Origin of the sequence: Melghirimyces profundicolus (genome assembly GCF_003054245.1) — a bacterium.
Lineage (GTDB): Bacteria > Bacillota > Bacilli > Thermoactinomycetales > DSM-45169 > Melghirimyces > Melghirimyces profundicolus.
Map to the genome: position 1 here is coordinate 37,495 of NZ_QBKR01000019.1, position 25,461 is coordinate 62,955.

The 25,461-nt window shown below is 57.2% G+C and carries 24 protein-coding genes and 1 pseudogene; 19 read left to right on the top strand and 6 right to left on the bottom strand.

Annotation, left to right across the window (positions count from 1 at the left end):
* Nucleotides 1–264: 264 nt before the first annotated feature.
* Entirely contained in the window at nt 265–468 is a 204-nt protein-coding gene (locus C8P63_RS13250) for a hypothetical protein (RefSeq protein ID WP_108024993.1), read from the bottom strand.
* A 135-nt stretch (nt 469–603) separates the two neighbouring features.
* Here C8P63_RS13250 and C8P63_RS13255 point away from each other — a divergent pair, with 135 nt between their 5' ends.
* Nucleotides 604–966 (top strand): DUF2512 family protein, encoded by a 363-nt coding sequence (locus C8P63_RS13255; protein WP_108024995.1) that lies wholly within the window; start codon nt 604–606, stop codon nt 964–966.
* Between the two features lie 281 nt (nt 967–1,247).
* Here C8P63_RS13255 and C8P63_RS19590 read toward each other — a convergent pair whose 3' ends face one another.
* A complete protein-coding gene (locus C8P63_RS19590) occupies nt 1,248–1,700 on the bottom strand; it encodes a hypothetical protein (protein WP_245920889.1) in 453 nt (150 codons plus the stop codon).
* A 252-nt stretch (nt 1,701–1,952) separates the two neighbouring features.
* Entirely contained in the window at nt 1,953–2,426 is a 474-nt protein-coding gene (locus tag C8P63_RS13265; RefSeq protein ID WP_108024997.1) for a hypothetical protein, read from the bottom strand.
* Between the two features lie 194 nt (nt 2,427–2,620).
* On the opposite strand from C8P63_RS13265, the gene ruvC reads away from it, so the two are divergent.
* From ruvC to yajC, 7 genes are all read left to right on the top strand, one after another.
* Nucleotides 2,621–3,127: a crossover junction endodeoxyribonuclease RuvC gene (ruvC, locus tag C8P63_RS13270; RefSeq protein WP_108024999.1), complete on the top strand. Its 507-nt coding sequence runs from the start codon at nt 2,621–2,623 to the stop codon at nt 3,125–3,127.
* A complete protein-coding gene (gene ruvA, locus C8P63_RS13275; RefSeq protein WP_108025001.1) occupies nt 3,124–3,735 on the top strand; it encodes a Holliday junction branch migration protein RuvA in 612 nt (203 codons plus the stop codon). Before ruvC ends, ruvA begins: the two co-directional genes overlap by 4 nt.
* Before the next feature lie 264 nt (nt 3,736–3,999).
* On the top strand, nt 4,000–4,998 hold the full coding sequence (gene ruvB, locus C8P63_RS13280) for a Holliday junction branch migration DNA helicase RuvB (protein ID WP_108025003.1): 999 nt from the start codon (nt 4,000–4,002) through the stop codon (nt 4,996–4,998).
* A complete protein-coding gene (locus C8P63_RS13285; RefSeq protein WP_108025005.1) occupies nt 4,995–5,213 on the top strand; it encodes a DUF2905 domain-containing protein in 219 nt (72 codons plus the stop codon). The genes ruvB and C8P63_RS13285 overlap by 4 nt, the downstream gene beginning before the upstream one ends.
* A 277-nt stretch (nt 5,214–5,490) precedes the next feature.
* Entirely contained in the window at nt 5,491–6,522 is a 1,032-nt protein-coding gene (queA, locus tag C8P63_RS13290) for a tRNA preQ1(34) S-adenosylmethionine ribosyltransferase-isomerase QueA (RefSeq protein WP_108025007.1), read from the top strand.
* 73 nt (nt 6,523–6,595) lie between these two features.
* Nucleotides 6,596–7,732, top strand: a complete 1,137-nt coding sequence (tgt, locus tag C8P63_RS13295; protein ID WP_245920891.1) for a tRNA guanosine(34) transglycosylase Tgt — start codon at nt 6,596–6,598, stop codon at nt 7,730–7,732.
* Nucleotides 7,733–7,780: 48 nt separating this feature from the next.
* The gene (yajC, locus tag C8P63_RS13300; RefSeq protein WP_108025011.1) at nt 7,781–8,080 is read left to right on the top strand and encodes a preprotein translocase subunit YajC; all 300 of its coding nucleotides are present in this window, start codon (nt 7,781–7,783) and stop codon (nt 8,078–8,080) included.
* 138 nt (nt 8,081–8,218) lie between these two features.
* Here the strand turns inward: yajC and C8P63_RS13305 are convergent, their stop codons facing one another.
* Both C8P63_RS13305 and C8P63_RS13310 read right to left on the bottom strand, forming a co-directional pair.
* Entirely contained in the window at nt 8,219–9,064 is an 846-nt protein-coding gene (locus tag C8P63_RS13305; RefSeq protein ID WP_108025013.1) for a phosphatase PAP2 family protein, read from the bottom strand.
* Between the two features lie 123 nt (nt 9,065–9,187).
* Nucleotides 9,188–9,586, bottom strand: coding sequence for a TIGR04086 family membrane protein (locus C8P63_RS13310; protein WP_108025015.1), 399 nt, complete (start codon nt 9,584–9,586; stop codon nt 9,188–9,190).
* A gap of 535 nt (nt 9,587–10,121) precedes the next feature.
* Here C8P63_RS13310 and C8P63_RS13315 point away from each other — a divergent pair.
* Entirely contained in the window at nt 10,122–10,802 is a 681-nt protein-coding gene (locus tag C8P63_RS13315) for a DUF421 domain-containing protein (protein ID WP_108025017.1), read from the top strand.
* On the opposite strand, the gene spoVB is transcribed toward C8P63_RS13315, so the two are convergent.
* Entirely contained in the window at nt 10,799–12,379 is a 1,581-nt protein-coding gene (gene spoVB / locus C8P63_RS13320; protein WP_245920892.1) for a stage V sporulation protein B, read from the bottom strand. The two genes, C8P63_RS13315 and spoVB, sit on opposite strands and share 4 nt — an antisense overlap.
* A gap of 299 nt (nt 12,380–12,678) precedes the next feature.
* Between spoVB and C8P63_RS13325 the strand changes: the two genes are divergently transcribed.
* The 10 genes and pseudogenes from C8P63_RS13325 to C8P63_RS13370 all read left to right on the top strand — a co-directional run bounded on the left by C8P63_RS13325 (nt 12,679) and on the right by C8P63_RS13370 (nt 25,452).
* On the top strand, nt 12,679–12,972 hold the full coding sequence (locus C8P63_RS13325; protein WP_245920894.1) for a post-transcriptional regulator: 294 nt from the start codon (nt 12,679–12,681) through the stop codon (nt 12,970–12,972).
* A 102-nt stretch (nt 12,973–13,074) separates the two neighbouring features.
* Nucleotides 13,075–15,211, top strand: a pseudogene (gene secD, locus C8P63_RS20065) (protein translocase subunit SecD).
* Between the two features lie 78 nt (nt 15,212–15,289).
* On the top strand, nt 15,290–16,192 hold the full coding sequence (locus C8P63_RS13335) for a cation diffusion facilitator family transporter (protein WP_108025021.1): 903 nt from the start codon (nt 15,290–15,292) through the stop codon (nt 16,190–16,192).
* A gap of 476 nt (nt 16,193–16,668) precedes the next feature.
* The gene (gene recJ / locus C8P63_RS13340) at nt 16,669–19,008 is read left to right on the top strand and encodes a single-stranded-DNA-specific exonuclease RecJ (protein WP_108025023.1); all 2,340 of its coding nucleotides are present in this window, start codon (nt 16,669–16,671) and stop codon (nt 19,006–19,008) included.
* A gap of 14 nt (nt 19,009–19,022) precedes the next feature.
* Nucleotides 19,023–19,535 carry an adenine phosphoribosyltransferase gene (locus C8P63_RS13345; protein ID WP_108025025.1) on the top strand — a complete coding sequence of 171 codons (513 nt, stop codon included), beginning with the start codon at nt 19,023–19,025 and terminating at the stop codon, nt 19,533–19,535.
* A 157-nt stretch (nt 19,536–19,692) separates the two neighbouring features.
* Nucleotides 19,693–19,839 carry a hypothetical protein gene (locus C8P63_RS19175; RefSeq protein WP_170109652.1) on the top strand — a complete coding sequence of 49 codons (147 nt, stop codon included), beginning with the start codon at nt 19,693–19,695 and terminating at the stop codon, nt 19,837–19,839.
* A gap of 101 nt (nt 19,840–19,940) precedes the next feature.
* Entirely contained in the window at nt 19,941–20,135 is a 195-nt protein-coding gene (locus tag C8P63_RS13350; RefSeq protein ID WP_108025028.1) for a hypothetical protein, read from the top strand.
* Between the two features lie 174 nt (nt 20,136–20,309).
* On the top strand, nt 20,310–21,533 hold the full coding sequence (locus tag C8P63_RS13355; protein WP_245920909.1) for an MFS transporter: 1,224 nt from the start codon (nt 20,310–20,312) through the stop codon (nt 21,531–21,533).
* Between the two features lie 419 nt (nt 21,534–21,952).
* Nucleotides 21,953–22,621 carry a DUF4912 domain-containing protein gene (locus C8P63_RS13365; protein WP_108025034.1) on the top strand — a complete coding sequence of 223 codons (669 nt, stop codon included), beginning with the start codon at nt 21,953–21,955 and terminating at the stop codon, nt 22,619–22,621.
* Complete coding sequence (locus C8P63_RS13370) at nt 22,618–25,452, top strand: 1,4-alpha-glucan branching protein domain-containing protein (protein ID WP_108025036.1); 2,835 nt, start codon at nt 22,618–22,620, stop codon at nt 25,450–25,452. Before C8P63_RS13365 ends, C8P63_RS13370 begins: the two co-directional genes overlap by 4 nt.
* Nucleotides 25,453–25,461: the final 9 nt, after the last annotated feature.

Consider the following 25,461-nt stretch of genomic DNA (forward strand, 5'->3'; position numbering starts at 1 on the left):
TAAGCATTTTTGTTTTATAAAGCAATTATTTTTTCTCGGGGAAATTATTTTTGCCCTGATGCAACAACTCTTACCTCATATTTTATGTGGGAGGGCGGATTTGTGTCAACAAAATCCGATTTCCAGGTCGCATTAAAAATCCGGCGGAATCACCGCCGGCGAGGTCATGGATTGGGCATATGAACCGGTGGTGTTCCGGTGAAATGCGAACATCGATCAGACCCGTTGGACGGTGTGAGCCCCACTCACGGGACCGTCCAGTGTTTATGGATTCCCGGTGTTGTCCTTCTTCGATATTTTCTCTTCCCGTTTCAACTCCTCCCGGTCATAAGGGGTGGGGCCGTAGGATTCCTGAATGGAAGAAGTGACGGCGTGGGGGTTGTCTTCGCCCGGGTTCCGGATCCCTTCGTCGGAATAAGCCAACCGATGTCGGTTGTCGGTGTGGGTCCGTTGTTTTTCAGGTGTCATCATGGCAACTCCTTTCTTCCATGCTTACGGTGAGTTTGTGCCAAAAGGGGGGGATCTACCCGGAGACCGGGGTATAAACCCTGCCGCAATGGGAATCATGGAACAAGATTGGAGTTTTCGGAGAGGGGGGGGCCGATGCTTCACGGCAAACTTCTGCTGGTCAAATTCATCGCCACGTATCTCAGCCTGATCATCGCCTTGGGTTGGGTGCAGAATTTAAACTGGCTCCATCTGGCCGTCGTCAGTCTGGTCCTGACGGTGGTGGGCTACATCCTCGGGGAAGTTTGGATCCTTCCCCATGTCAACAACACCGTCCTGACCCTGGTGGACGTTGTTCTCGCCCTTCTGGTCATCGGGTTTGTGGGAAACCGGCTGTATGCCATGGACCTGACCCTGACCAACCTTTCTTTTTTCCTTGGAGCGGCGTTGTTTATCGCGGTGGTGGAATGGATCATCCATGCATATGTTCAGAAAAATGTGCTGAAGAGAGCGTTGTGACACCTGTTGGGGATCACCGACCGGCTATTCGGCCGGTTTTTTCTTTGCAACTTTTCCGCAAGATTTCTGTTACCTTGCACATGAAAAGAAAGCCGTCTCTTCTTTCGCTGATCCTTCTTTCACCCCTGGAGTCCTGGTGGGTTACAACACCTCCGGACAGGAAAATATGGACAACGAAAATAAAGATCAAGAGATAGAGAAGAGAATCTGTGAAGCAACCCAAAAAAAGCGAACCGTCCTCTCCAAGGACGGTTCGCTTTTTTGTCGGCACAGGGTTTTGTTTATTGGGGCAGGCGTTGTTGGTTGGCGGCTTGCCGGTTCTGTTGACGCACTTGTTGGACGTCGGTTTGGCTGTAAGCCGGAACCGTATTTTGACCGGCGTAGGACTGTGCGTTCCTGTAAGCTTGCTGCCCGTAAACCTGCTGAGCCTGAGGTTGAGGTTGGGCACCCCCATAGGCTTGAGGCTGGGCGCCGTAGTTTTGAGGTTGAGCGTAGTTTTGAGCTTGGGCTTGGACCTGGGGAATCGCTCCCTGCAGCTGTTGGGCGGCTTGCTGGACCTGGTTGAGTTGTTGGACGGCGTTTTGCTCGCGGGCTGCGAAGTTGGGTGCGGATTGGCCCTGCTGGAACTGAAGGGCATTTTGTGCTTCCTGCTGCTGCAGCTGTTGGGCAATCTGTCGGATCTGCTGAAGTGCTTGCTGTGCCTGGTTAGCGGCATTTTCAATTCGATGCGGCATGATGAGAATCCTCCTTGTGCTTGAATTACAGAAAGTATGGTCTCTCGGAAATGGACGAAGTATGCGGAAATGGACGGTGAGGTAAAAGTTGGAACAAGGTGCGGGGGATCGAGGCCGGTTTTTGTCCCAAACAGGGATTCCACCTGCCGAAAAGATGGAAACGGGGATGGTCGGAGGGGTTCGACAGAAAAAGGAAAGGACATGCCGGACTCCCTGTTGAAAGAGATCATGATCCCCGTGATCCGCCGTTGTTCAGGGGTTCTCCACCCGTTTCCAGGTGAGGGCGGGATATTCCCGGACATACCGCTGGTAGGCATCGTTACTGATGTAGCCGCCCCGGGTTTTGTCGTAGTTCTGTTCAAACTTGACCACCTTCCATCCAGTGGGCGACCGCTGGACACGGACTTTGTAATCCCGCTTGTCCGATGGGCGGTGGATCAGGATGGTTTTGGATGCCATCTGGGAATCGGTGGGGGAGACGGTGACCAGGATGGGCGGGTTTTTTCTCTCCGTGTCGGCGGTCTGTGCCACCCTCCAGCGAAGATCGGTTTCATCCTGCCGGTTTTGCAGCATCCGGCCCGAGTGGTTCATGTCCCCTTCCACCCAAACCTCTTTGTAGAAGTCGACGGCCGCCCTTTCCGGGGCGGAAAGGCGGTTTCCTGCGCAACCGGTGACCAGAGCCGCCAACAGGAGCATCTTGATTCCGTATCGCATGGGTTCCTTCATGTTGGCACCCCTTATATTGATTTATGATTAGTCATTTGCGGGAGAGAAGGAAATCATGCGGTGGGCGGCCCTTTTTCTCCATTGTCGAAAATAAGATGGAAAGGATGGGAAGGGTCATAACTGGGTCGGAAGTATGATATAATCAAGCAGTTGCAAAGAAGAGAATGAATGTTCGCGAATGGGGAGGAAAAGGCGTGAGGATTATGGGGATCGACCCAGGGATCGCCATCGTCGGTTACGGGGTGATCGACCGGCGGGGGAACCGGTTGACCCCGATCGATTACGGAAGCATCCAGACGGAAGCGGGGCTTCCGACGGGGACCCGACTCAAACAGATTTATGATGGGGCCACAACGCTGCTGAGACGGTACAAGCCCGATGTGGTGGCCATCGAGAAGCTGTTTTTCAACCGGAATGTCACGACCGCCTTTACCGTGGGTCAGGCCCGCGGGGTGATGATGCTGGCGGCGGAAGAAGCCGGTGCCCCCATTACCGAGTACACTCCCCTCCAGGTGAAGATGGCGGTGGTGGGATACGGACAGGCGCAAAAGCGGCAGATTCAGGAGATGGTTCGGATGCTTCTGGGTCTGTCCGATATTCCGAAGCCCGACGACGTGGCCGACGCCCTGGGAGTGGCCATCTGCCAGGCCCACTCCACCACGTTTACGGACCGGGTTGGAGGGGGGAGGAGACGAAAATGATTGACTACATACGGGGAAAGGTGGTATATCACACCCTGGACGCGGTGGTTGTGGAAGTGAAAGGAGTGGGGTACCGGATTTTTTGTGCCAATCCCTTCGAATGGGGGGAAGGGGAAGAGGTCCGGGTATATACCCATCAGGTGGTCCGGGAAGACGCCCACCTGCTGTACGGGTTCCAAGACCGGGTGACCCGGGATCTTTTCCGGATGTTGCTGGAGGTGTCCGGGATCGGGCCAAAGGTGGCTCTCTCCATCACCGCGGCCGGCTCGCCGGAGCGGCTGGCGGAAGCGGTGGAGCAGGAGAACCTGAACGTTCTCACCCGGCTTCCGGGAATCGGAAAAAAAACGGCCCAACGGCTCGTGCTGGATCTCAAGGATAAGTTGAGAAAGGCGGAGTGGGCCCGGCCGCTTTCCCGGTCACCGGAACCCGCAGGGAGGCTGTCGGGTGAAGGGCGTGCCCTGGAAGCGATTGAAGCCCTTAAGGCCCTGGGATATAATGAGGAAGAAGCTTCCCGTTCCGTCCGGGAGGCCCGGGAAGGATTCGGTGAGCGGGAACCCGGCCTTGACGAGTGGATCAAACGCGCGCTTCAGCTTTCGATGAAGGGCTAAAAGTATTGTGGAAAAGTGAGCGGCAGCGTTTACCCAAAGCCGCTCCGGCTGCTGTCCTGCAGAGATGTGGCACTGTCCGCTCCGAATCATCCTGCTGCGGGCAGGGGCAAACGCCTTCGGATGCAACACAGAGAAGCTTTTGCCCCTGAACACCCTTGCAGGCTGATTCTCCGCTGGGCAGGACAGCAAAGTCGCTATTTCGGGTAAACGCTTCCCTTCTTCTGAGCCTAAAAGTAAATCACAACGCTTCAAGGGGGATGCGGGATGGATGAACGAATTGTTTCTTCCCACCTGTCGGCGGAAGACGAACCGGTGGACCTCAGCCTGCGTCCCCGGTATCTGGATGATTACATCGGTCAGACGCGGGTGAAGGAAAACCTGAAAGTTTACATAGAAGCGGCCCGGATGCGGGGGGACACTCTGGATCATGTGTTGCTGTACGGTCCGCCCGGTCTGGGGAAAACCACTTTGTCCCATATCATTGCCAATGAGATGGGGGTCCATGTTCGCACCACCTCGGGTCCGGCCATCGAGCGTCCGGGAGATCTGGCTGCGATCCTGACGAATCTGGAACAGGGAGACCTCCTTTTCATCGATGAGATCCACCGCCTCAACCGGAGCGTGGAGGAAGTCCTCTATCCCGCGATGGAGGATTTCGCCCTCGACATCGTGATCGGGAAGGGGCCCAGCGCCCGATCCGTCCGTCTCGATTTGCCCCCTTTCACCCTGGTGGGGGCGACCACCCGGGCGGGCTCCCTCTCCTCGCCCCTGAGAGATCGGTTCGGGGTGGTCAGCCGGCTGGAGTATTACACGCCGGAGGAGTTGACTCTGATCGTGATGCGGGCGGCCGACTTGTTGCAGGTGACGATCCGGGAGGACGGGGCGGAGGAAATCGCCTGCCGGGCACGGGGTACCCCCCGAGTGGCCAATCGTCTCCTGAAACGCGTTCGGGATTTTGTCCAGGTGCAGGGAGACGGGGTGATTACGTCAGTCACCGCCCGTGACGCATTGGACCGGATCCAAGTGGACAAACTGGGACTGGATGAAGTGGACCATAAACTTCTGAAATCCATCATGGAGCACTTCGGCGGGGGGCCGGTCGGTTTGGAAACGATCGCGGCCACGATCGGGGAAGAGTCCCATACGGTGGAAGATGTTTACGAACCTTACCTGATGCAGACCGGTCTTCTGCAGCGGACCCCCCGGGGTCGGATGGTGACCCCCCGCTGTTACCAACATTTTGGGGTGGAGTTGCCGAAATGAGTCCGATGCCAAAAATGCTGATCTTCCTCGGGGTGCTTTTGGTGGCGGTGGGCCTGATCTGGCAATTGGGCGGCCGTTTCTTCAACCTGGGGCGCCTGCCCGGGGACATCGTGGTCGAGAAGGAAAACTTCAAGTTTTATTTTCCGGTGGTAACCAGTATCATCATCAGCGTGGTGCTGTCCCTCCTGCTGTACCTGTTTCGCCTGTTCCGGTGAGAGCGCAGGTTGAAAGGAGAAATCGAGAGTCCATCCGCAGCGCTGGATGGACTCTCGCGGTTTTTGACCAGACCGTATCGGACGCAACGCGGGTTACGGGATCGGCCCATGAGGAAAGGGGGGGCTCGGTCCCGAACAGAGATCATTTCCCGCTTTACTTCTCACCTCTTGCCATATACGATAGATGAGCGGTGACGGGGACAACAGATCGGTTTCCCGTTCTTGTGACCGATGGACGGATCTTTTGCCTTGAATTTTTTCGATTGGAGAAAGACCCATGGACGTATCCTTGTTCGATTTTGAGTTACCCGAAGAGTTGATCGCCCAGGAGCCGGCGGCGGAGCGGAGCGGCTCCCGTCTGATGGTGGTGGACCGGGACCGTGGAACGGTGTCGCACCGCCGGTTTCCCGACCTCTTGGAATACATGAATCCCGGAGACGTGCTGGTGTTGAATGACACCCGCGTCCGGCCCGCCCGCCTGATCGGGACCAAGGAGGGAACCGGAGCCCGGGTGGAGCTTTTGCTCCTGAACCCCTTGGGAGAAGACCGGTGGGAAGCGTTGGTAAAGCCGGCCAAAAGGGTGAAAGAGGGAACCGTGATCCGTTTCGGGGACGGGTTGCTCTCAGCGGTGGCGAAGGAGAAGACCGAGGCGGCGGGAGGACGGGTATTTCAACTCCGGTACGGAAGTTCAGACTTGGATAAGCTGTTGGAAGACTTGGGGGAAATGCCCCTTCCTCCCTATATTCGCAAGCAATTGGACGAACCGGAGCGGTACCAGACGGTCTACTCCCGTGTCGTCGGCTCCGCCGCCGCTCCCACGGCCGGTCTGCATTTCACGCCGCAACTTTTGGATCGGGCAAAGCAAAAGGGAATCCGGTTGGCCCCGATCACGCTCCATGTCGGTTTGGGCACCTTCCGTCCCGTAACGGCGGAGAATGTGGAAGACCACCGGATGCATGCCGAGTACTATGAGGTGTCGGAGACCTCCGCCGGGGTGATCCGTTCCGCCGGACAGGAAGGCAAACGGGTGGTGGCGGTAGGCACCACGTCGGTACGGACGCTGGAAAGTGTGGCCCGGGAGCATGGAGAGATCCGGGCGGCCCGCGGCTGGACCGATATTTTCATCTATCCGGGGTATCGCTTTCGGGTGGTGGATGCCTTGCTCACCAATTTCCACCTGCCCCGTTCGACGCTGTTGATGTTGGTGAGCGCTTTCGCGTCAAGGGAGTTGATTCTTCAAGCCTACCGGACGGCCGTGCGAAAGCGGTACCGTTTTTTCAGCTTCGGCGACGCCATGTTGATCCTGTGACCGATTGGGATGGAACCGCCCGTTTATCCGCCCCCCGTCTTAAGGTATAATGGTACGAGTAGGAGGAAGCCCATTGGCTGTACGATATGAGTTGATCAAAACCTGCAGACAGTCCGGCGCCCGGCTCGGCCGGTTACATACGCCCCACGGCACCGTGGACACCCCGGTGTTCATGCCCGTGGGGACCTTGGCCACGGTGAAGACCATGAGTCCCGAAGAGCTGAAAGAGATGGGGAGCGGGATCATCCTGGCCAACACCTACCATCTCTTCCTTCGTCCGGGGCATGAAGTGGTCCGGGAAGCGGGGGGATTGCATTCGTTCATGAATTGGGACCGGGCCATCCTGACCGACAGCGGGGGTTTTCAGGTATTCAGCCTTTCCGATTTGCGCAAGATTACCGAAGAAGGGGTTTCATTCCGTTCTCACCTGAGTGGGGAGCCTTTGTTTCTCAGCCCGGAAAAATCGATGGAAGTTCAAAACGCCCTGGGCGCGGATATCATCATGGCCTTTGACGAGTGTCCGCCCTACCCGGCGGAGCGGGATTATGTGAAAGCTTCCACGGAACGCACCTACCGGTGGTTGAAGCGTTGTGTGAAAGCCCACGGACGCAAAGAGGATCAGGCTCTTTTCGGTATCATTCAGGGAGGCATGCATCGGGATCTTCGGGAAGAGAGCGCCCGGCAAATCACCTCCGTGGACCTTCCGGGCTATGCCATTGGGGGATTGAGTGTCGGGGAACCGAAGGAAATGATGTATGAGGCCCTGGAGTGGACCACTCCCCTGATGCCCGAAGATAAACCCCGCTACCTGATGGGGGTGGGATCTCCCGATGCCCTGGTGGAGGGCGTGATCCGGGGGGTCGACATGTTCGATTGTGTCCTGCCCACCCGCATCGCCCGCAACGGTACCACCATGACGAGCCAAGGCCGGGTGGTGGTGCGGAACGCCAAATATGCCCGGGATTTTTCTCCCTTGGACCCGGAATGCGACTGTTACACCTGCCGCAACTATTCCCGGGCGTATCTCCGCCATTTGATCAAGTCCGATGAGACCTTCGGCCTCCGGCTGACCACGTACCACAACCTGTATTTCCTTCTCAAGCTGAAGGAACAAGTGAGGCGGGCGATCAAAGAGGACCGGCTCCTGGACTTCCGGGACCGTTTCTTTGAACAGTACTACGGTTCAACCGAACCAACCCGAAATTTCTAACCCAGCTGCAGCTTGGAATAAACAATATGACTGACAGGAGGATTTACCATGGAGGGTTTAGCCCAGTTTCTGCCGCTCATTCTGATTTTTGCCGTCTTTTATTTCCTGTTGATCCGTCCCCAGCAAAAGCGGCAAAAGGAGCGAAACGCGATGCTGTCCGCTTTGAAAAAGGGGGACAAAGTGATCACCATCGGGGGGCTGCACGGAACGATCCTGGACCTGACCGATGATCGCATCACCCTGAAGGTGAACGAAAACACCCGATTGGTTTTTGAGCGCTCGGCCGTTAATGCCGTCGTTAACCAGGAGGATGGATCGAAAGAAGAGAAGCAGGACAAAGAGAGCTGATCCTGGTCGTATCTACATACGCAGGATCCCCGGAACAAGGGCGGACCGGAAGGTGCGTCCTTTTGTCAGGGCTTCTCTGGATGGAAAAGATAAGAAACAGGATGGAATAAGAGACACCTGACGGGGTGTCTCTTTTATTTAAGAGAGGTTGGACATCTGTTCGGATGCTTTTCGGCGGGAGAGTTCCAGTTGATGCGTTCCCAGGGGAATTTCGCACAAACGGGAGGCGAGGCTGACGCTGACCGATGCGAGAACGAGGCCTGCGATCAGGTCCAGGTACCAGTGGATGCCCAGGTACAGGATGGCGAACAGAACGATTCCCGCCGACAGGGCGCTGACTCCGGCCAGCCTTCGGTTTTGGGATTGCCAGGCGATGATCGCCATGGTGACCGAAATGGAGGTGTGGAGGCTGGGAAATGAATTGTTCAGTCCGGAAAAGTGGCGGTACTGCTCTTCAAAATCCGGGTATACCGTGGGAATCAGAAACTGCACATCGGGATGGCTGCTCCAGGCTTCTGCAACTGGAGCGAAAAGGAAAAAAGGGATGGCCAGAAGATAATTGATGCTGATTCCGTAGATCAGGGTGTACCAGGAGCGATAATCCCGGTTGTGATGATAGACGAACAGCGAGGCGAACATGAGTGTGCTGAACACGATCACATAGAAATAGGTGGTGACGCAGGTGAGGAGAGGGGTCTTGAATAATTGCTGCACCAGCGGGGTGACATTCTCCTCGAACACCTTGATATACGGGGTCCAGTCACTCACATTTGGATCCAGGTGGGGTTCCATGATCAGTTCCAACTTGTTCAGAAGCAAAATGCTCATACCACCAAGAAGATGAAACAACATCACACGGCTTTGTATCAAATCCCGGAAGAGAAAAACCATCGAATGGAAGGGGTTTTTCCTCAGACAGAAAGCCAGGATGATGAGGAATGTTGCCAACCCGGTCGCGAAAATGGCGGTGGTGGATTGAAACACGGCTCACACTCCTTGCCTTTGGGTGGCTGATTCGGAAACAGAAAGGCTTCGGTCCCGGCAACCGAAGCGGAGGGTGGATGGTAAATGATTTCCACTTGAGCCGTGTCCTGAAACCTGCCACGTTTATCGGACAGAGGTGTTGACCCCGAAGATGCCGCCCAATGCACTCATCCCCGTCGCACAGACGGTGAAGAGAAAAGGTTGGACCCGCATGCCGGTGTCGAACGCCAAAAATCCGATGATGAGCACGATAAGGACGTATAAAAGCCCTGTCAGGCCTCCGTACAACCAGCCTTTCTGTCCGGCTCTCCTTCCCGCCATCCACCCCCCCGAAATCAAGGCCACACCGTTGATCCCGTAGGTGAAATACGGAAGCGAGGCTTCCGCAACTCCCGTGAAACGGATCAAGAGCGCGGTCAGGACCGAACCGACCAAAACCGTTCCCAGCACAATGCTGATCCCGGTAAGCAAAGGGGAACGGAAAAGGGGGCGGGCGGACTCACCCATACTGCTTTGTTTCATTTGTATACCTCCCGGCGGTGTTTGTACATGGGTATGAGCGTGTCTCCCTTTTTATGCCGGGCCTCTCCCCGCCGGAAGGAGATAAAAACCGATTCATGCATGACTTCTTGTTCCGGGGTGGAAAACCCTCCATAAATATGGATTTTTATTCAAATCGAATCTCGACCGGTCATAAATCCCGGTTACGGGGTGAAGACTAGAAGCGTTGTGAAAAAGTGAGCGGCAGCATTTACTCAAAGCCGCTCCGGCTGCACTCACAGAGCACAAGTCTCGCCTGGGTCGCTTACGCTCCCCGGTCTCGCTATGCTGTCCTGCAGAGATGGTTGCACTGTCCGCTCCGAATCATCCTGCTGCGGGCAGGGGCAAACGCCTGCGGATGCAACACAGAGAAGCTTTTGCCCCTGAACGCCCTTGCAGTCTGATTCTCCGCTGGGCAGGACAGCAAAGTCGCTATTTTGGGTAAAAGCTTCCCTTCTTCTGAGCCTAACAATAAATCACAACGCTTCTGGACCGGGAGGGAGGGTGCAGTCCGGAGATGCTGACGATTCTGTTGCGATCTTTGTTTATTTATCTGTTCGTTTTGTTTGTGATGCGGTTGATGGGAAAACGGGAAATCGGCAAGCTTTCCGTTTTTGACCTGGTGGTTTCCATCATGATTGCCGACTTGGCGGTCCTGTCCATTGAAGACACCCGGATGCCTTTCATCCACGGCCTCATGCCGATCGTGGTGATGATGGCCGCCCAGATCCTGTTTTCCTGGCTGTCTCTGAAGAGCCCCACCCTCCGGCATCTGATGGACGGGAAAGGCACTTACCTGATCAAGAACGGAAAGATTCAGGAAGAGGAGATGAAAAAACACCGTTATAACATCGATGATCTTATGATTCAGCTCCGGGAGAAAAACATCGCAGACCCGGCCGACGTGGAGTTTGCCATCTTGGAAACGTCGGGGAAGCTGAGCGTGTTTCCGAAGGAGGGAAAGCAACCCCTGACAAAAGAGGACGTCATGAACCCGCCTTTTCCCCGGATAATGAGACTGCCCGTGGCGTTGGTGATCGACGGCAATGTGCAGGAACATTCGCTTCACCGTATCGGCAAGGATTCATCCTGGCTTCGGGAGGAGCTGAGAAAATACGGTTACCACGACCCGAATCAGGTCTTTTTTGTGAGCGTGGACCATACGGGAAGACTTTATATCGATCCCCGAAAGGACTAACGGGGAAGGAAGGGACTGAGCCACCGGCCGAGGTAAGGGATCCGTTTGACGTCCTCCCGTGTGACGAGGGAGAGAAACACCAGGGCCGCCAGATAGACGGTGAAACTGGCTCCCAGTGACAGGAGAACCCGGAAGACGGTCCCGCCGCCGGTAAGGAGGAAGATCCAGTGGGCCATATATCCCATCCCTCCCACTGCCAGGGACAGCTTGATGAAGTCGCCCCCCATCAGGGTAAAGGGGATGTAACGCAAGACACTGAGAAAGTGGAGAACGGTCACGATGACAATGCCGCAATTGATGGCGATCACCACGCCGTCAATTCCCAGGAAGGGCTGGGAGCCCAAGAAAAAGATCAGGGTCGTTTTGACCACGGCTCCGAAGATGGAATTTTTCATGGCATCCTTGGCTTTGTCCAATCCTTGGAGGACGGCGGAGAGAGGTCCCTGAAGATAAAGGAACACGGCGAAGGGAGCCATGATCCGGAGCAGTCTCGCCACCGACACGTTGTTATACAAAAGGTCGGTCAGCGGGGCGGCCAGGACGAACATGACCGCGGCACAGGGTCCCCCCACCACCAGGGAGAGGCGCATGGCCTGATTCAATCGGTGTTCCACCATCCGCTGTTGTCCTTTGGCCGCCGCCTCCGAGATGGCGGGAACCAGGGAGACGGAGAGAGCATAGGTGATAAAGGCCGGGAAGAAGAGAAGAGGAATGGCCATCCCCTCCAACCGTCCGTACATGGCCGTGGAGGCGGCCACCGAGATCCCGGCGAGAGCCAGGCTTTGAGAAACGACGATCGGTTCGACGGCATAGGAGAGGGATCCCACCATCCGGCTGGCGGTTACGGGGACGGCCAGCCGCATCAGGCGGACGGTGGTGTCCCGGAAACGTCCCCATTGTTTCAACTTCAGCGCTTCCCCCGGCCGGAAACGGATCGGGGGACGGTGGGGATCTTTTTTGTATGATCGCAGCAGGAACAGCATCCCGGCGAATTCACCGATCACCATCCCGATCATCGCCCCCGCTGCGGCGAATTCCACTCCGAAAGGAAGCAGAAACCGGGCCATCAGGATCACGGTGAAGATGCGGGTGACAGTCTCCACGATCTGGGATATGGCGTAAGGACTCATCTGTTGTCTGCCTTGGAAGTAGCCCCGGAATATGGAGGAGACGGCGATGATGGGCACGATGGGAGTGATCCCCATCAGGGAATAGACCGCCCGTTCATCCGTTAACAGCGTACTGGCGATCAACGGGGCGGTCACCAGGACGAGAAGGGTGAAAAAGAGGCTGGAACAGGTGACGATCAGGATGGAGACGATCAGAATGGACCGGATGCGCTGTTCATCGCGGTTCGCCTCCGCTTCGGATACCAGTTTGGATATGGCCACCGGCAAGCCTGCCGTGGTGATGGTGATGACGAAGATCAGAATGGGAAAAGCCATTTGAAAAAGGCCCATTCCTTCATCCCCGATGAGGCGGGACAGGGCGATCCGATAGATAAATCCCAGCACTTTGGTGACGAATCCGGCGCCGACCAGAATCAAGGTGCCGTGCAAAAAGGTTTGCTTGGTCAAAAACAGGCCCCTTCCTTCTTCTCAGGTTGGTTGATACAAGCTTATGCGCTTGTCCCCCGAATCCATGACTGGAAAGAAGGGGTGGGGATCACGCGGCTGCCGGAGGATTGCGGATCGCTCTTGCCGTCCGTCCGTCACGGTCATATAATAAGTCCTAAGGGTGAATATTCTGTGGCGTCGTTACCTATGAAACACGGGATCACCCCGCAGGGGCGGACAAGCCCGGGTGACGGGTCAATTACCCGTCGGTCCGGGTTTTTGCGATTTTTCCGCACTTTGATCCAAAGGGGGGAAAGGGGTTGGCAAGGCAAAATCTGAAACCTGTCAGCCGCAGACGCCGGCAGTCGGTGGAGCTGTTGAGCGAGTCGGAGCTGATGAAATGCATCGAAGATCTTTGCAACAGCAAGGCCGAAGAATTTCGGTATTACGGTTACGAAAACGTGACCGGTGAACAGGTGTGGGCCTGTGTTTCCGAGAACTACCGCAGGGGTTGGCCCCGGTTGAACCGTCTGGTCAACGATATCATGTCCTTGAAAGCAACGCGGTTTATGAATTGGTTGATGGTGAGCGTTTATAAAAATCCGGGCGATTAAAAGGGCGCCCGTTTTTTTTTGCGATCACCACAAATTGACACGGATGTTCCGTGTTGGGATAATGGAAATGGTTGTCTTCAAAAGAGAAGGAGGAGCATCAGCATGAGGGTTCGCAAGGGAAAAATCGTGATCTTTTCCCTCCTGGTGATCGCCATCCTGGCCACGGCCGCCCTGACCGGACCGCAAGTGGCCAAAAGCATCACTCTGGGTCTGGACTTGCAGGGCGGGTTTGAAGTCCTGTACCAGGCGAAAGCGGAAAAAGGGCAAAAAATCACGCGGAAAGTGTTGAACGATACTGCCCAGGCGTTGAGCCGCCGGATCGACGTCCTGGGCGTGACGGAACCTCAGATCTCGGTGGAAGGGGAGGACCGGATCCGGGTGCAGTTGGCCGGGGTGAAAAACCAGGACAAGGCCCGCGAGGTCCTCGGAAAGCCGGCGAAACTCACGTTCCGCAGTCCGGACGGAAAGAAAGTGTTAATGGATGGAGCGGACCTGAAACAAGGAGGGGCCAAACAAGACTACGACCCAAACAACCAGCCCGCGGTGACGGTTCAGTTTAAGAACGCGGAAAAATTCCGGGAGCTGACCCGGAAATACGTCGGTCAGCAAATGCCGATCTACCTGGACGACCAGGAACTTTCGGCTCCTGTCATCCAGGAACCGATCCCCAACGGGGAAGCGATCATCAGCGGAAACTTCACCGTCGAGGAAGCGAAGGAACTGGCGGAACTTTTGAACGCCGGATCTCTCCCCGTCGACCTGAAGGAGATCCACAGTTTCGCCGTGGATTCCGCTTTGGGGAAAGAATCCCTGAAAATGAGCATGGAAGCCGGGGTTTACGGGATCATCATCATTTTTATCTTCATGATCGGCTTTTACCGGATGCCGGGCTTGGTGGCGGTCCTGACCCTGATCTCCTACGGGTATCTGGTTCTGCTCGCTTTTTCACTTCTGAATGTGACCCTCACCCTCCCGGGGATCGCGGCCTTCATTTTGGGGGTCGGGATGGCGGTGGACGCCAACATCATCATGTACGAACGGATCAAGGAGGAAATGCGCTACGGGAAGAGTATCCCATCGGCACTCCGATCGGGTTCCCGCCGTTCCTTCCTGACGATTTTCGACGCCAACATCACCACCATCATTGCCGCGGCGGTTCTCTTCTACTTCGGGACTTCCTCCGTGCGCGGCTTCGCCGTCTCCCTGATCACCGGAATCGTGGTCAGCTTCTTGACGGCCGTGGCCCTGTCCCGAATCATGATGACCCTGCTGGTCCGTTCCAATCTGCTTCGGCGTCCCGGCTGGTTCGGTGTGAAGGAGAGTGAGATCGGTGAACTTTAACCTGGATTTCGTCGGTCGACGGAAGCTGTTTTTGATGATTTCCGCCGTCCTTTTGGGATTGGGGTTCCTCTCCCTCCTCTTTCAGGGGTTGAACCTCGGAGTGGACTTCGTGAGCGGGACCCGTGTCGACATCAAAATCAACAAGCCGTACGACCTGGAAGAGGCCAAAGATCAACTGGAAGAGCTGGGATACCAGAGTCCCGATGCGCGCAAGGCCGGACCGAAGAACGAGTACTTGCTCTTTCGGACCAGCCAGGTGCTCTCCCCGGACAAGGTGAACGAAATCGAAAAGAAATTCGAGACGGTCTATGGGGATAACGTTGCGGTGAACGAACAGAAGGTGGACCCGATCATCGGGCGGGAACTGGCCCGGAACGCTCTCATCTCCGTCCTGATCGCTTCCGTCGGGATCATTCTCTATGTCACGCTGCGTTTCGAGTACCGGTTTGCGTTGTCGGCGGTGTTGGCTCTGATCCATGACGCCCTGTTCGTGATCGGCATGTTTTCCCTGTTCCAGTGGGAAGTGGATCTGGTCTTTATCGCGGCGGTGCTGACCATCGTCGGTTACTCGGTCAACGACACCATCGTGATCTTCGACCGCATCCGGGAAAATCTCGATTTCAACAAGCCGAAAACATGGGAGGAACTGAAAAAAACCGTCAACGACAGCCTGCACCAAACCTTGGTGCGCTCGCTGAACACGTCGTTGACTGTGGTTTTCGCCGCGCTGACGCTTTTCCTCCTCGGAGGGGAAAGCATCCGCTACTTTGCCTTGGCGCTGCTCTTGGGGCTGGCAGCGGGGACGTATTCCTCCATTTTCGTCGCCAGCCAGATCTGGGTGTCGTGGAAATGGAATTCCATACAGAAAGCCAAACTGAAAGCCCAGACCGCCGAATAAAAACCGTTTGTCGGGTCATAAACTGTATTGAATGAAGCCGCGGGGAATCCGCGGCTGAATTTTTCGGAGGAACGGATCATGAACGGGGATCAGATACGCCAGGCGGAAACAGGGGCCTGGGTGGGAATCGTCGGAAACCTCATACTGGCGGTGATCAAAGGGGTCATCGGTGTGATCGCCGACAGCCGGGCCCTGGTAGCGGATGCAGTCCATTCCGCTTCCGACGTGGTCGGTTCTCTGGCTGTCTTGATCGGGGTCCGGGTGGCCAAAGCTCCGCCGGATGAGGATCACCCTTACGGTCACGGCAAAGCGGAATCGATTGCGGCCATCATCGTTTCCGTTCTTCTGGTGCTGGTCGGTTTGGAAATCGGCTACGGTTCTTTCGAGGCCCTCTTCGAACCGGTGCGGGCGCCGGGCGTGCTGGCGGTGGTGGCGGCATTGGTCTCGATGCTGGCGAAAGAAGGGATGTTCCGGTATAAGTACCGGCTGGGAAAACGGATCGGCAGCCAGGCGCTTATCGCCAATGCCTGGGAACACCGATCCGACGTCTTTTCGTCGATCGCCGCCCTGATCGGAATCGGCGGCGCCGTTCTGGGAGAAAGATTCCACATTTCCGCCCTGGTGTACTTGGACCCGGTGGCGGGGATCCTCGTTTCGCTCCTGGTCATTCGTATGGCGATCCGTTTGGCGAAAGAATCCATTCATTACACCTTGGATCATGTCTTGCACGAAGAGGATGCGAGGGAATTGGTGGAGGCCGCCAAGGGGGTGGAAGGGGTGCTCCGGGTGGATGAACTGCGTGCAAGGGAGCACGGTTTCTATGTGATCGTCGATGTGAAAGTGGCGGTGGACCCCCGTATGACCGTAGAGGAAGGCCATGGAGTGGGGAAAGCGGTCAAGAAGACGTTGATCGAACGTTTTGATCACGTCTCCGACGTTCTGGTCCATATCAATCCCTACCATCCCAACGGGGAGACCTAGAAGCTTGTGATTGAATGTTCGTCTCGAGAAAAGGGGAAGCGTTTACCCAAAATAGCGACTTTGCTCCTGCCCGGCGGAGAATAGACTGCAAGGGCGTTCAGGGCAAAAGCTCCTCTGTGTCGCATCCGAAGGCGTTTTGCCCCTGCCCGCAGCAGGATGATTCGGAGCGGACAGTTCCACCATCTCTGCAGGACAGCATAGCGAGACCGGGGAGCGTAAGCGACCCAGGCGAGACTTGTGCTCTGTGAGTGCATAGCGAGACCGGGGAGCGAAGCGACCCCAGGCGAGACTTGTGCTCTGTGAGTGCAGCCGGAGCGGCTTTGGGTAAATGCTGCCGTTCACTTTTTCACAACGCTTCCAGGAGAAGGGGCGGTCCCGTTTGAAGGGGTTGATGGGAGGGAGAAATCTTGACTTCCGTTTCTCCGGGCAGACTTTGGTGTGCTATAATGAAAGGCGGCAAGCGAGGTGAACCCCGAATGCTGCAATCGAAAACCCGTTGGCAGCCGGTGGAGGCCGACGAGTCACGGGTGAAATGCTTGACGGAAGAACTGGGTGTGCATCCCCTGACCGCCCGTCTCCTGATCAACCGGGGTTTGAGCGATCCGGATGAAGCCCGCCGTTTTCTCTGGGTCAGTCAGGACGCCCTCCACGACCCTTTTCTGATGGACGGGATGGATCAAGCGGTGAAAAGGATCCGGAAAGCCTTGGACCGGGGGGAGAAAATCCGGATATACGGGGATTACGACGCCGACGGTGTCAGCAGCACCAGTTTGATGATGAAAGTGTTTCAAAGCCTCGACGCCCATGTCGACTATTACATACCCAACCGTTTTACCGAAGGATACGGCTTGAACGAAGGAGCCCTCATTCAGGCAAAAGAGGCAGGGATCGACTTGGTCGTCTCCGTCGATACGGGGATCAGTGCCGCCGCGGAAGCCGAAATCGCCAAAGAGCTGGATCTGGACCTGATTGTGACGGACCACCACGAACCCCCGGACGTTCTGCCTGATGCATACGCGGTGATCAATCCCAAAAAACCGGGGTGTTCGTATCCCTTCGACATGTTGGCCGGAGTGGGGGTTGCTTTTAAGTTGGCTCAGGCCCTTTTAGGCCGCTTTCCGGAAGAATTGCTGGAAATTGCCGCCCTGGGAACGATTGCCGACCTGGTCCCCTTGGTCGACGAAAACCGGGTACTCACCGCCTTGGGACTGGAACAGATGAACCGGAGGCAAAATGTGGGTCTGTCCGCCCTGATGGAGGTTTCCGGAGTGGACGGGGACGTGGGAGCCGGCCATGTCGGTTTTTCCCTCGGTCCCCGGATCAATGCCGGCGGCCGTCTGGATACAGCGGAAACCGCCGTGGAACTTCTCTTGACGGAGGATCCGGAGGAGGCCCGCACCATGGCGGAAGAGTTGGACCGGATGAACCGGGAACGGCAGAAGCTGGTGGAGGAAATCGCACAGGAAGCCTGTGCGATGGTGGAAGCCGAACCTGACAAGCACCGCCGGTTCATCGTGGTGGCCGCTCCGGGGTGGAACGTCGGAGTCATCGGGATCGTTGCCTCCCGTCTGGTGGAGAAGTATTACCGTCCCACCATCGTTCTGGGCATCGACGAAGAGACCGGGATGGCAAAAGGTTCGGCCCGCAGCATCACGGGATTGGACATGTACCGGGCCCTGACGGAGTGCGCCGATCTCCTTCCCCATTTCGGCGGACATGAGATGGCGGCGGGGATGTCGCTTCCCCGGGAGCATCTCCCCGACCTCCACAAGCGGCTGGACCGGGTTGTAGGTGAACGCCTCAGCCAAGAGGATTACATTCCCCTCTCCAAGGTGGAGGCGGACCTGGGCGTTGCCGACGTGGATGTGAAGTTGGTCGAAGAACTGGAACGCCTGGCCCCCTTTGGGATGGGGAACCCGACTCCGAGATTCCGTCTGAAAGGGGCGCAACTGTCAAAGCTGCAACGGATCGGACGGGAGAAAAACCATCTGAAGTTCCTTCTGGAAGACCAGGAACGGACCTTGGAGGCCATCGGGTTTCGCTTGGGGGAGCTGGCCGAGGAGATCGCTCCCTCGGCCCGTCCGGAACTCCTCGGGGAACTGTCCATCAACGAGTGGAACAACCGCCGGTTCCCTCAGCTGATGGTGAGGGATCTTACGGTCCCCCACTTGCAGGTGTTTGATTGGAGGAGCAACGGAGACAAGAGCGATCGGTTCCGCCGGCTGGCGGGTGAGTCGACTCTGTTCGTCATCGGGGAGGGAATGAAGGGGGCGGATTGGACCGTTGGAGCGCAAACCGTCACCTGGGAAGAAATATCGCAGGGCTCGGTCCTCCCTGTTTCCGGGGAGGTATGTCATCTGGTTTTTGCGGATCTTCCGCCCTCTGTGTCCGTTTTTGAGGGGCTTCTCCGCCGTTTCACCGGAGTGAAGCGCGTCTATTTCGCCTTCGGGGATGCCGAGCTGGACGGAAGTTTGGCCCGGACGCCCGACCGGGAGCATTTCAAGCGGTTGTACGCATCCATGCTGCGAAAATCTGCGTTGCGGCTTCCGTCCGATCTGGAGCGGCTTTCCAGGATGACCGGATTGTCTGCCAACTGGATCTCCTTCATGATCAAGGTCTTTGACGAACTGGGGTTTGTCACGATGGCCGGCAACCGGGTGGAAATGGTCTCCCGGCCGCCCAAACGTCCCCTTACCGCCTCCCGCTTATACCGCGAACAGCGGGAACGGGATGAAGTGCAGCATGCTTTTGTTTATTCTTCGTACCGAGATCTTTGCGAACGGATCCACTCGGTGTTTCCCGGGGATCCGGATTGAGGAGGAGTTTTCTCATGGATTTCAAAGAAAAAATCCGGGTGATTGAGGATTTCCCGCAACCTGGTATCCGGTTCAAGGATATCACCACCCTCCTGAAAGACGGGAAAGCGTTTCGCGCGGCGATCGATGAGATGGCGGAACAGCTGAAGGACAAAGAGGTGGACCTGATCGTGGGGCCCGAAGCCCGGGGCTTCGTCGTGGGAACCCCCTTGGCCTATGCACTGGGTGTCGGGTTCATCCCGGTTCGCAAGGCGGGAAAGCTGCCGGCGGAGACGGTGGAGACGGCATACAGCCTGGAATACGGCAAGGATAAACTGGCCATCCACAAGGATGCCATCCAGCCCGGACAGCGGGTTCTGATCGTGGACGATCTTCTGGCCACGGGCGGAACCGTCAACGCCACCCTGAACCTGGTCCGCCAATTGAAAGCGGAGGTGGCCGGCGCCGCTTTCGTGATCGAGCTGACCTATCTCAACGGACGGGAAAAACTTCCCGACCTCGATATTTTTACATTGGTACAATATTAAGGAAGTTACCCGCGGAAACCCGCGGGTTTTTTGTGGTTTGTTCCCGGGAAACTTCAGGAAATGCGGGAGGATTGTGACAAAAGTCGGAGAATAGTATAAACATCCGACTTTTACTTGCAGGACAGAGGCTCGGGAAGGTTCAGGGAGGTGGAATCGGTTGGAACGTCTGTATGAGGACGCGGAAGACGTGGAAAATCTGGAGGAACCTGAGTGGAACCTGGTTCTGATCGGCCTGGGGATTTGGGGAGTGGTGCTTGCCTGCTATATTGTCCTGGTGCGGTTGGAGTGGATCAGTCGACTGTGATGAAAGGAAACGGTTGAGAGTGGATCGTTTTCAATCAAAAATACAACATGGGGGAGGGGTACGATGAAAAAATTAATGAAAATTTGTGCAGGTTAGGTGTCATGGCTTTTGTGGCGGCCGGTCCGGGGGCGGCGGAAGCGCACCAGGCGCCTCCCTGTAATGACAGCAACGGGGACGGAAGCCCGTCAGGTCAAGAGTACGCCCATCACCATATTGTGCCCATGGCCCAATCCGGCCATCTGGGTAACGACGGACACAAACCGGGCACCCATCGGGGATTCTCTGTTTGCCGGTAACATGAACGTCCGAAAACCCACCTCTCACGGGCAAGGCCGTGGGGGTGGGTTTGTTTTATCGGTGAACAGGGTTCCGCAGCTTTCAAAACGTTGCCGGATCAAGACAATCCGGGAGAAACATGATATCCTCATGGTTAATCGAGTTTGACCGGGGGAGGGAACTCATTGGACACCATGAGCACCAACACCCACGTACAGGCAGAAGAACCTTTGTCCCGGGCCTGGCGGATGCTGGGCATCCTGTTGGGGGCGCAGGTCGCCGTCGCTTTTTTGGGACGGGGGCTGGCCCCGGTGGGTCCCCTGATCGAAGCGGATCTGTCCATTACCAAGGCCCAGGTGGGGATGCTTCCTGCCGCCCTGTTTTTGGGACAGTCCCTGTTCAACCTGCCGGCGGGATTTCTCGTGGACCGCTATGGCACCCGATGGATGCTTCTGATTCTCACCCTTGCGGCGGCGGCGGGCTTTTTGCTGGCAGCTTGGGCTCCTTACTTCGGCTGGCTGTTGTTCTTTGTGGTGGTGGGAGGCTTTGCTTACGGAGGGATGCACCCGGTGACCAACCGGGGGATCATCTATTGGTTTCCCCATCAAAGTCGGGGGACGGCGATGGGGGTGAAGCAGACGGGCATCACCGCAGGCTCCGGTCTGGCCGCGCTGATCCTGTTGCCGGCGGCCATGGCTTGGGGATGGAGGGAGGCCCTCTCCGTCTCCGCACTGGCGACGGGTGCGGTCGGATGGGCCGCTTATGTCTTTTATCGGGATTCCCGGGCGGCGAATCGGAGGAGAGAGGGGGGGTATCGAAGTTTTTTCCGTGGGGTCCGGCTCCTCGCTTCGGATCGCTCTCTCTGGAAGCTGAGCCTTTCCACCGTCGGCCTCAACATGGGCAATCTGGTGCTCAGCACGTACCTGGTCTTTTTCGCCCACGAACACTTGGGGTTCTCTCTTTATCTGTCAGGGCTTTGCCTGGTGATTTCCGAAGCGGCCGGTTCCGCCGGCCGGATCGCATGGGGATGGGTGAGCGACCGATTATGGAACGGTCGCCGGGTGGCCGTGCTGATGATCATTACCGTTTTCACCTTGGGTTGCAGCCTGACGGCGGCGCTTCTCCCGTCCGAAGTGCCGTATGTTGTATTTTTGCTTCTGGTGGCAGTGTTCGGTTTCTGCATCTGTGGTTTCAACGGGATCTGGATGAATGCCGCCACGGAATCGGTGCCCCGGGAACAGGCAGGGCTGGCCAGCGGTTTCAGTGTCACCATCGGTTCCTGGGGCGTGGTGCTGGGGCCCCCGCTTTTCGGTTGGATCGTGGACCGGGGCGGCTACACCCCCGCCTGGCTGGTTCTGGCCGGGATCATGGCGGTCGTCCTGCTGCTCCTGGCCGGGATTCGGGAAGAGGATAAGTAAATCGCTACCCGAGTTGGGGGAAGGGGTGCGCCACGGAAGTGCTGTGTCTTCTTTGCACCTGGCCTCACTCAACCTCCGGGTGATCTCCTTCAACTCCTATGGGAAGGGGATCTTACCCAAAACGGCAATCCGGTTGACGGGCCTGTTGAGAAGCGAGTGGCATCCCGGCAAAGAAAAAGTCTGCGGCAATCAAGCCGCAGACTTTGTTTTTCATTCTTCATGGAGTGTCGGGCAAAATCCCACTTCTTTTGTCGAATCCCCGAAAATTTCTCTTAACCCTCGACACCCTTCCCTCCCGCCGCGGGAGCAGGCGGGAATTGTTATCGTTTTCAACTGTCGGCCGTTGTCGGATATGAACGATCTTTTTAATAAATCTTAAAACAAGCATCATTGTGAAATGGAGGGATATCCATTAGCATATGGTCATGATCGATTGGAATGACAGGAAGGGAGCGGACAGGAAACCGGTGGGAGAAGTGGAACGCAGAACAGCAGCTCTTCAGGGTTTGACGGAGGATGGGAGTCCGCGGGGGGAGGACGAATGGAACAAAACCTTGTTCGACGAATCCTGGGTCCGGCGGGGGCCCGCCGACCGGCTGGTATTGATGGTGAAGGATCCCTGGACCCTTTTTGCTTACTGGACCGTGGAAGAGTGGCGGAAAGGGATGGTCGGAGAACATTTTGAAACGGAGTGGGGCGGGCTTCCGTTTTCGCTTCGCCTCCATCAGGTCAATGATCCGGAATATAACGGGGAGAACGCCCGGTTCACTTCTACGGCGGATGTGCATCCCGGCCGGGATCGTTGGTATTTTCGCGGAGTGGAGCCGGGGAGGAGATATCTGGCCGAATTCGGCACATGGACAATTCACGGGGAATTTTTCGCGATCCTCCGCTCCAATGTGACGGAGACCCCGCCCGAACCGGAGTCGGCGGGCGAACCTTCCGTCCGGTTCCGGAAGATGGAACCGGTCCCGGGCGGTCCTTCGGGGAAAAGGGGCGGGGCCTTTCCCGGGAGCGACGAACCCTGGAGCGAATCCTTTGACGGATACTCTCTCCGGGAGGACGGGAAGAGGGGGGAGAAACAATGACACAGGGGTGGTTCAACCTGGTGCTTCACGCGCACCTTCCTTTTGTTCGCCACCCTGAGCGGGAGGATGCCCTGGAAGAGCGGTGGCTCTTTGAAGCGATCACGGAAAGTTATGTGCCGCTTTTGAACGTGTTTCAGGGGTTGGTGAAAGACGGGATGGATTTCCGGGCGACCGTTTCCCTGTCCCCAACACTCCTCACCATGCTGACCGACCCCCTGCTGCAGGAACGTTTCCTCCGGCATATTGACCGTCTGATCGAGCTGGCGGGGAAGGAACGGAAGCGGACGACCGGGAGGCCGGAGTCGGAGTACCACCGGCTCGCCCGGATGTATGGGGACCGGTTCACCTCAGTCCGGGAATTCTTTCTGCGATACGGGGGAGATCTGACCGTTCCCTTCCGGGAACTCCGGGAGGGGGGGAAGTTGGAGCTGATGACTTCCACCGCCACCCATGCCTTTCTGCCCCTGATCCGGAGGGAAGAGGCGGTCCGGGGACAACTCCTCACCGCCGTTCACACCTTCGAAAGGATCATGGGGTTCCGGCCGAAGGGGATCTGGCTGCCGGAGTGCGGCTTTGCTCCCGGTCTGGACCGGCTGGTGAAAGAATGCGGCTTGGATTACTTTTTCACCGATCACCACGGGTTGGCCACCGCGGAACCCCGCCCCTTGTTCGGAGGGCTCTCTCCGGTGATTTCACCCCACGGGACGGCGGTGTTCGCCCGGGACCCCGCCGCGTCGGAACAGGTGTGGAGTTCGGAGAAGGGGTATCCCGGAGATTCGGATTACCGGGAATATTACCGGGACATCGGGTTCGATCTGGAGCTGAAACATGTGGGACCGTACATCCATCCGGAAGGGATCCGGGTACACACGGGGATGAAATATCACCGGATCACCGGGGAAGGGAAAGAGAAAGAGCCCTACGACCCGGACCGGGCACGGGAAAAAGCCGCCGAACACGCCGAACATTTCCTCCGGGAACGCGTGAGGCAGGCAGGGAAAGCCCGGGAACGGAAGGGCCGGGAGCCGGTCATCACCGCACCTTATGACGCGGAATTGTTCGGGCATTGGTGGTACGAAGGGCCGGTGTTCCTCGACATGCTGTTCCGCAAAATGCATTCTGACCAGGAAGTGATCCGGCCCGCCACCCCGTCGGAGATACTGGCCCGATTCACCGGTCTGCAGAAGTGCCGCCTTTTCATGAGTTCCTGGGGGCGTCACGGGTATGCCGATGTGTGGCTCCGGGAGGAAAACGATTGGATCTATCCGGTTCTGCACCGGGCGGAGGAGCGGATGATCCATCTCGCCGACCGGGCGGAACACCCCGCCGCTTTGGAACGGCGGGCGCTGAACCAGGCGGCCCGGGAACTGATGCTGGCCCAAGCCAGTGACTGGGCCTTTATTCTGGATGGGAAGACCGTGGTGGAGTATGCGTTGAAACGGATCAAGCACCATCTGAACCGATTCGACCGCCTCGCCGACATGGTGGAGATGGAAAAGGTGGAGGAAGGTTGGCTGGTGAAGGTGGAAGAACTGGATCCGGTCTTCCCGGAATTGGATTACCGCTGGTTCCGCTCCCGCCACCCCGTGGTGCACCGCCGTCAGGAAAAGGGAACGCCCCGTTTGTTGATGCTTTCCTGGGAGTTTCCTCCGATGACCGTGGGCGGTCTTTCCCGGCATGTTTTCGACTTGTCCCGATGGCTGGTCAAAAACGGGTGGGAAGTCCATGTGATTACCACTGAAGTGGAGGGCTATCCCCATACCGAGACGGTGGAGGGGGTCCATGTGCACCGGGTCCACGTGATGAAGCCCTTCGGCAAGGAATTTCAGCATTGGGTGTTCCAGTTGAACCTGATGGTGACGGATGCGGTGGATACCCTCGTGAAGAGCGGTCTGTCTTTTGACTTGGTTCACGCCCACGATTGGTTGGTGGCGCCGGCGGCCAAAGCGATCAAACATCGTCACCGACTTCCCCTGATCGCTACGATTCACGCGACGGAACACGGTCGGAACGGCGGTATCCGTACCGGGTTGCAGCGCAGGATCCACGGGTTGGAACGAAATCTCACCGAAGAAGCCTGCCGGGTGATCCTGTGCAGCCAATATATGAAAGAGGAAGCGAGGCGCCTGTTTGAGCTTCCGGATGAGAAGATGCGGGTGGTGCCCAACGGAGTGGACCCGGTGATGCTGCGGTTCAGCGGTGCCGGCAAGCAAAAGGAGCCTTTTGCCTTGGAAGATGAACGGATCATTCTCTTCATCGGACGTCTGGTGCCGGAGAAGGGGGTTCAAACCCTCTTGGAGGCGGGGGAGAAAATCCTGCCGGCACACCCCGACGTTAAGCTGGTGATCGCCGGCAAAGGGCCGATGAAGGAAGCGTTGGAAGCGGAAGCCCGAAACCGGGGTCTGGGTGAGAAAGCGATGTTCACCGGGTTTATTTCTGACGAGGACCGGAACCGGCTGTTGAATGTGGCCGATGTGACCGTGTTCCCCAGCCTCTACGAACCTTTCGGCATCGTGGCCCTGGAGGGAATGGCGGCGGGAACCCCGGTGGTCGTTTCCGACACGGGCGGGTTGGCCGACGTAGTCGACCACGGACGGACCGTCCTGAAATCCCTCCCCGGGGATGTGGATTCGCTGGCACTTCAGATTCAAACCCTCCTGTCGGATCCGGAACGGGCCCGACGGATGGCGGAGTCGGCCCGGGCGGAAGTGGATCGGTTCGATTGGAACCGGATTGCCCGGCGGACGATCGAAATATATGGAGAAGCGCTCCCTTCCCGACGGAGGACGGAATCGCGGCTGGCAGCCCCGACGGCCGGGGAACCCCGGTGACGAAACAAA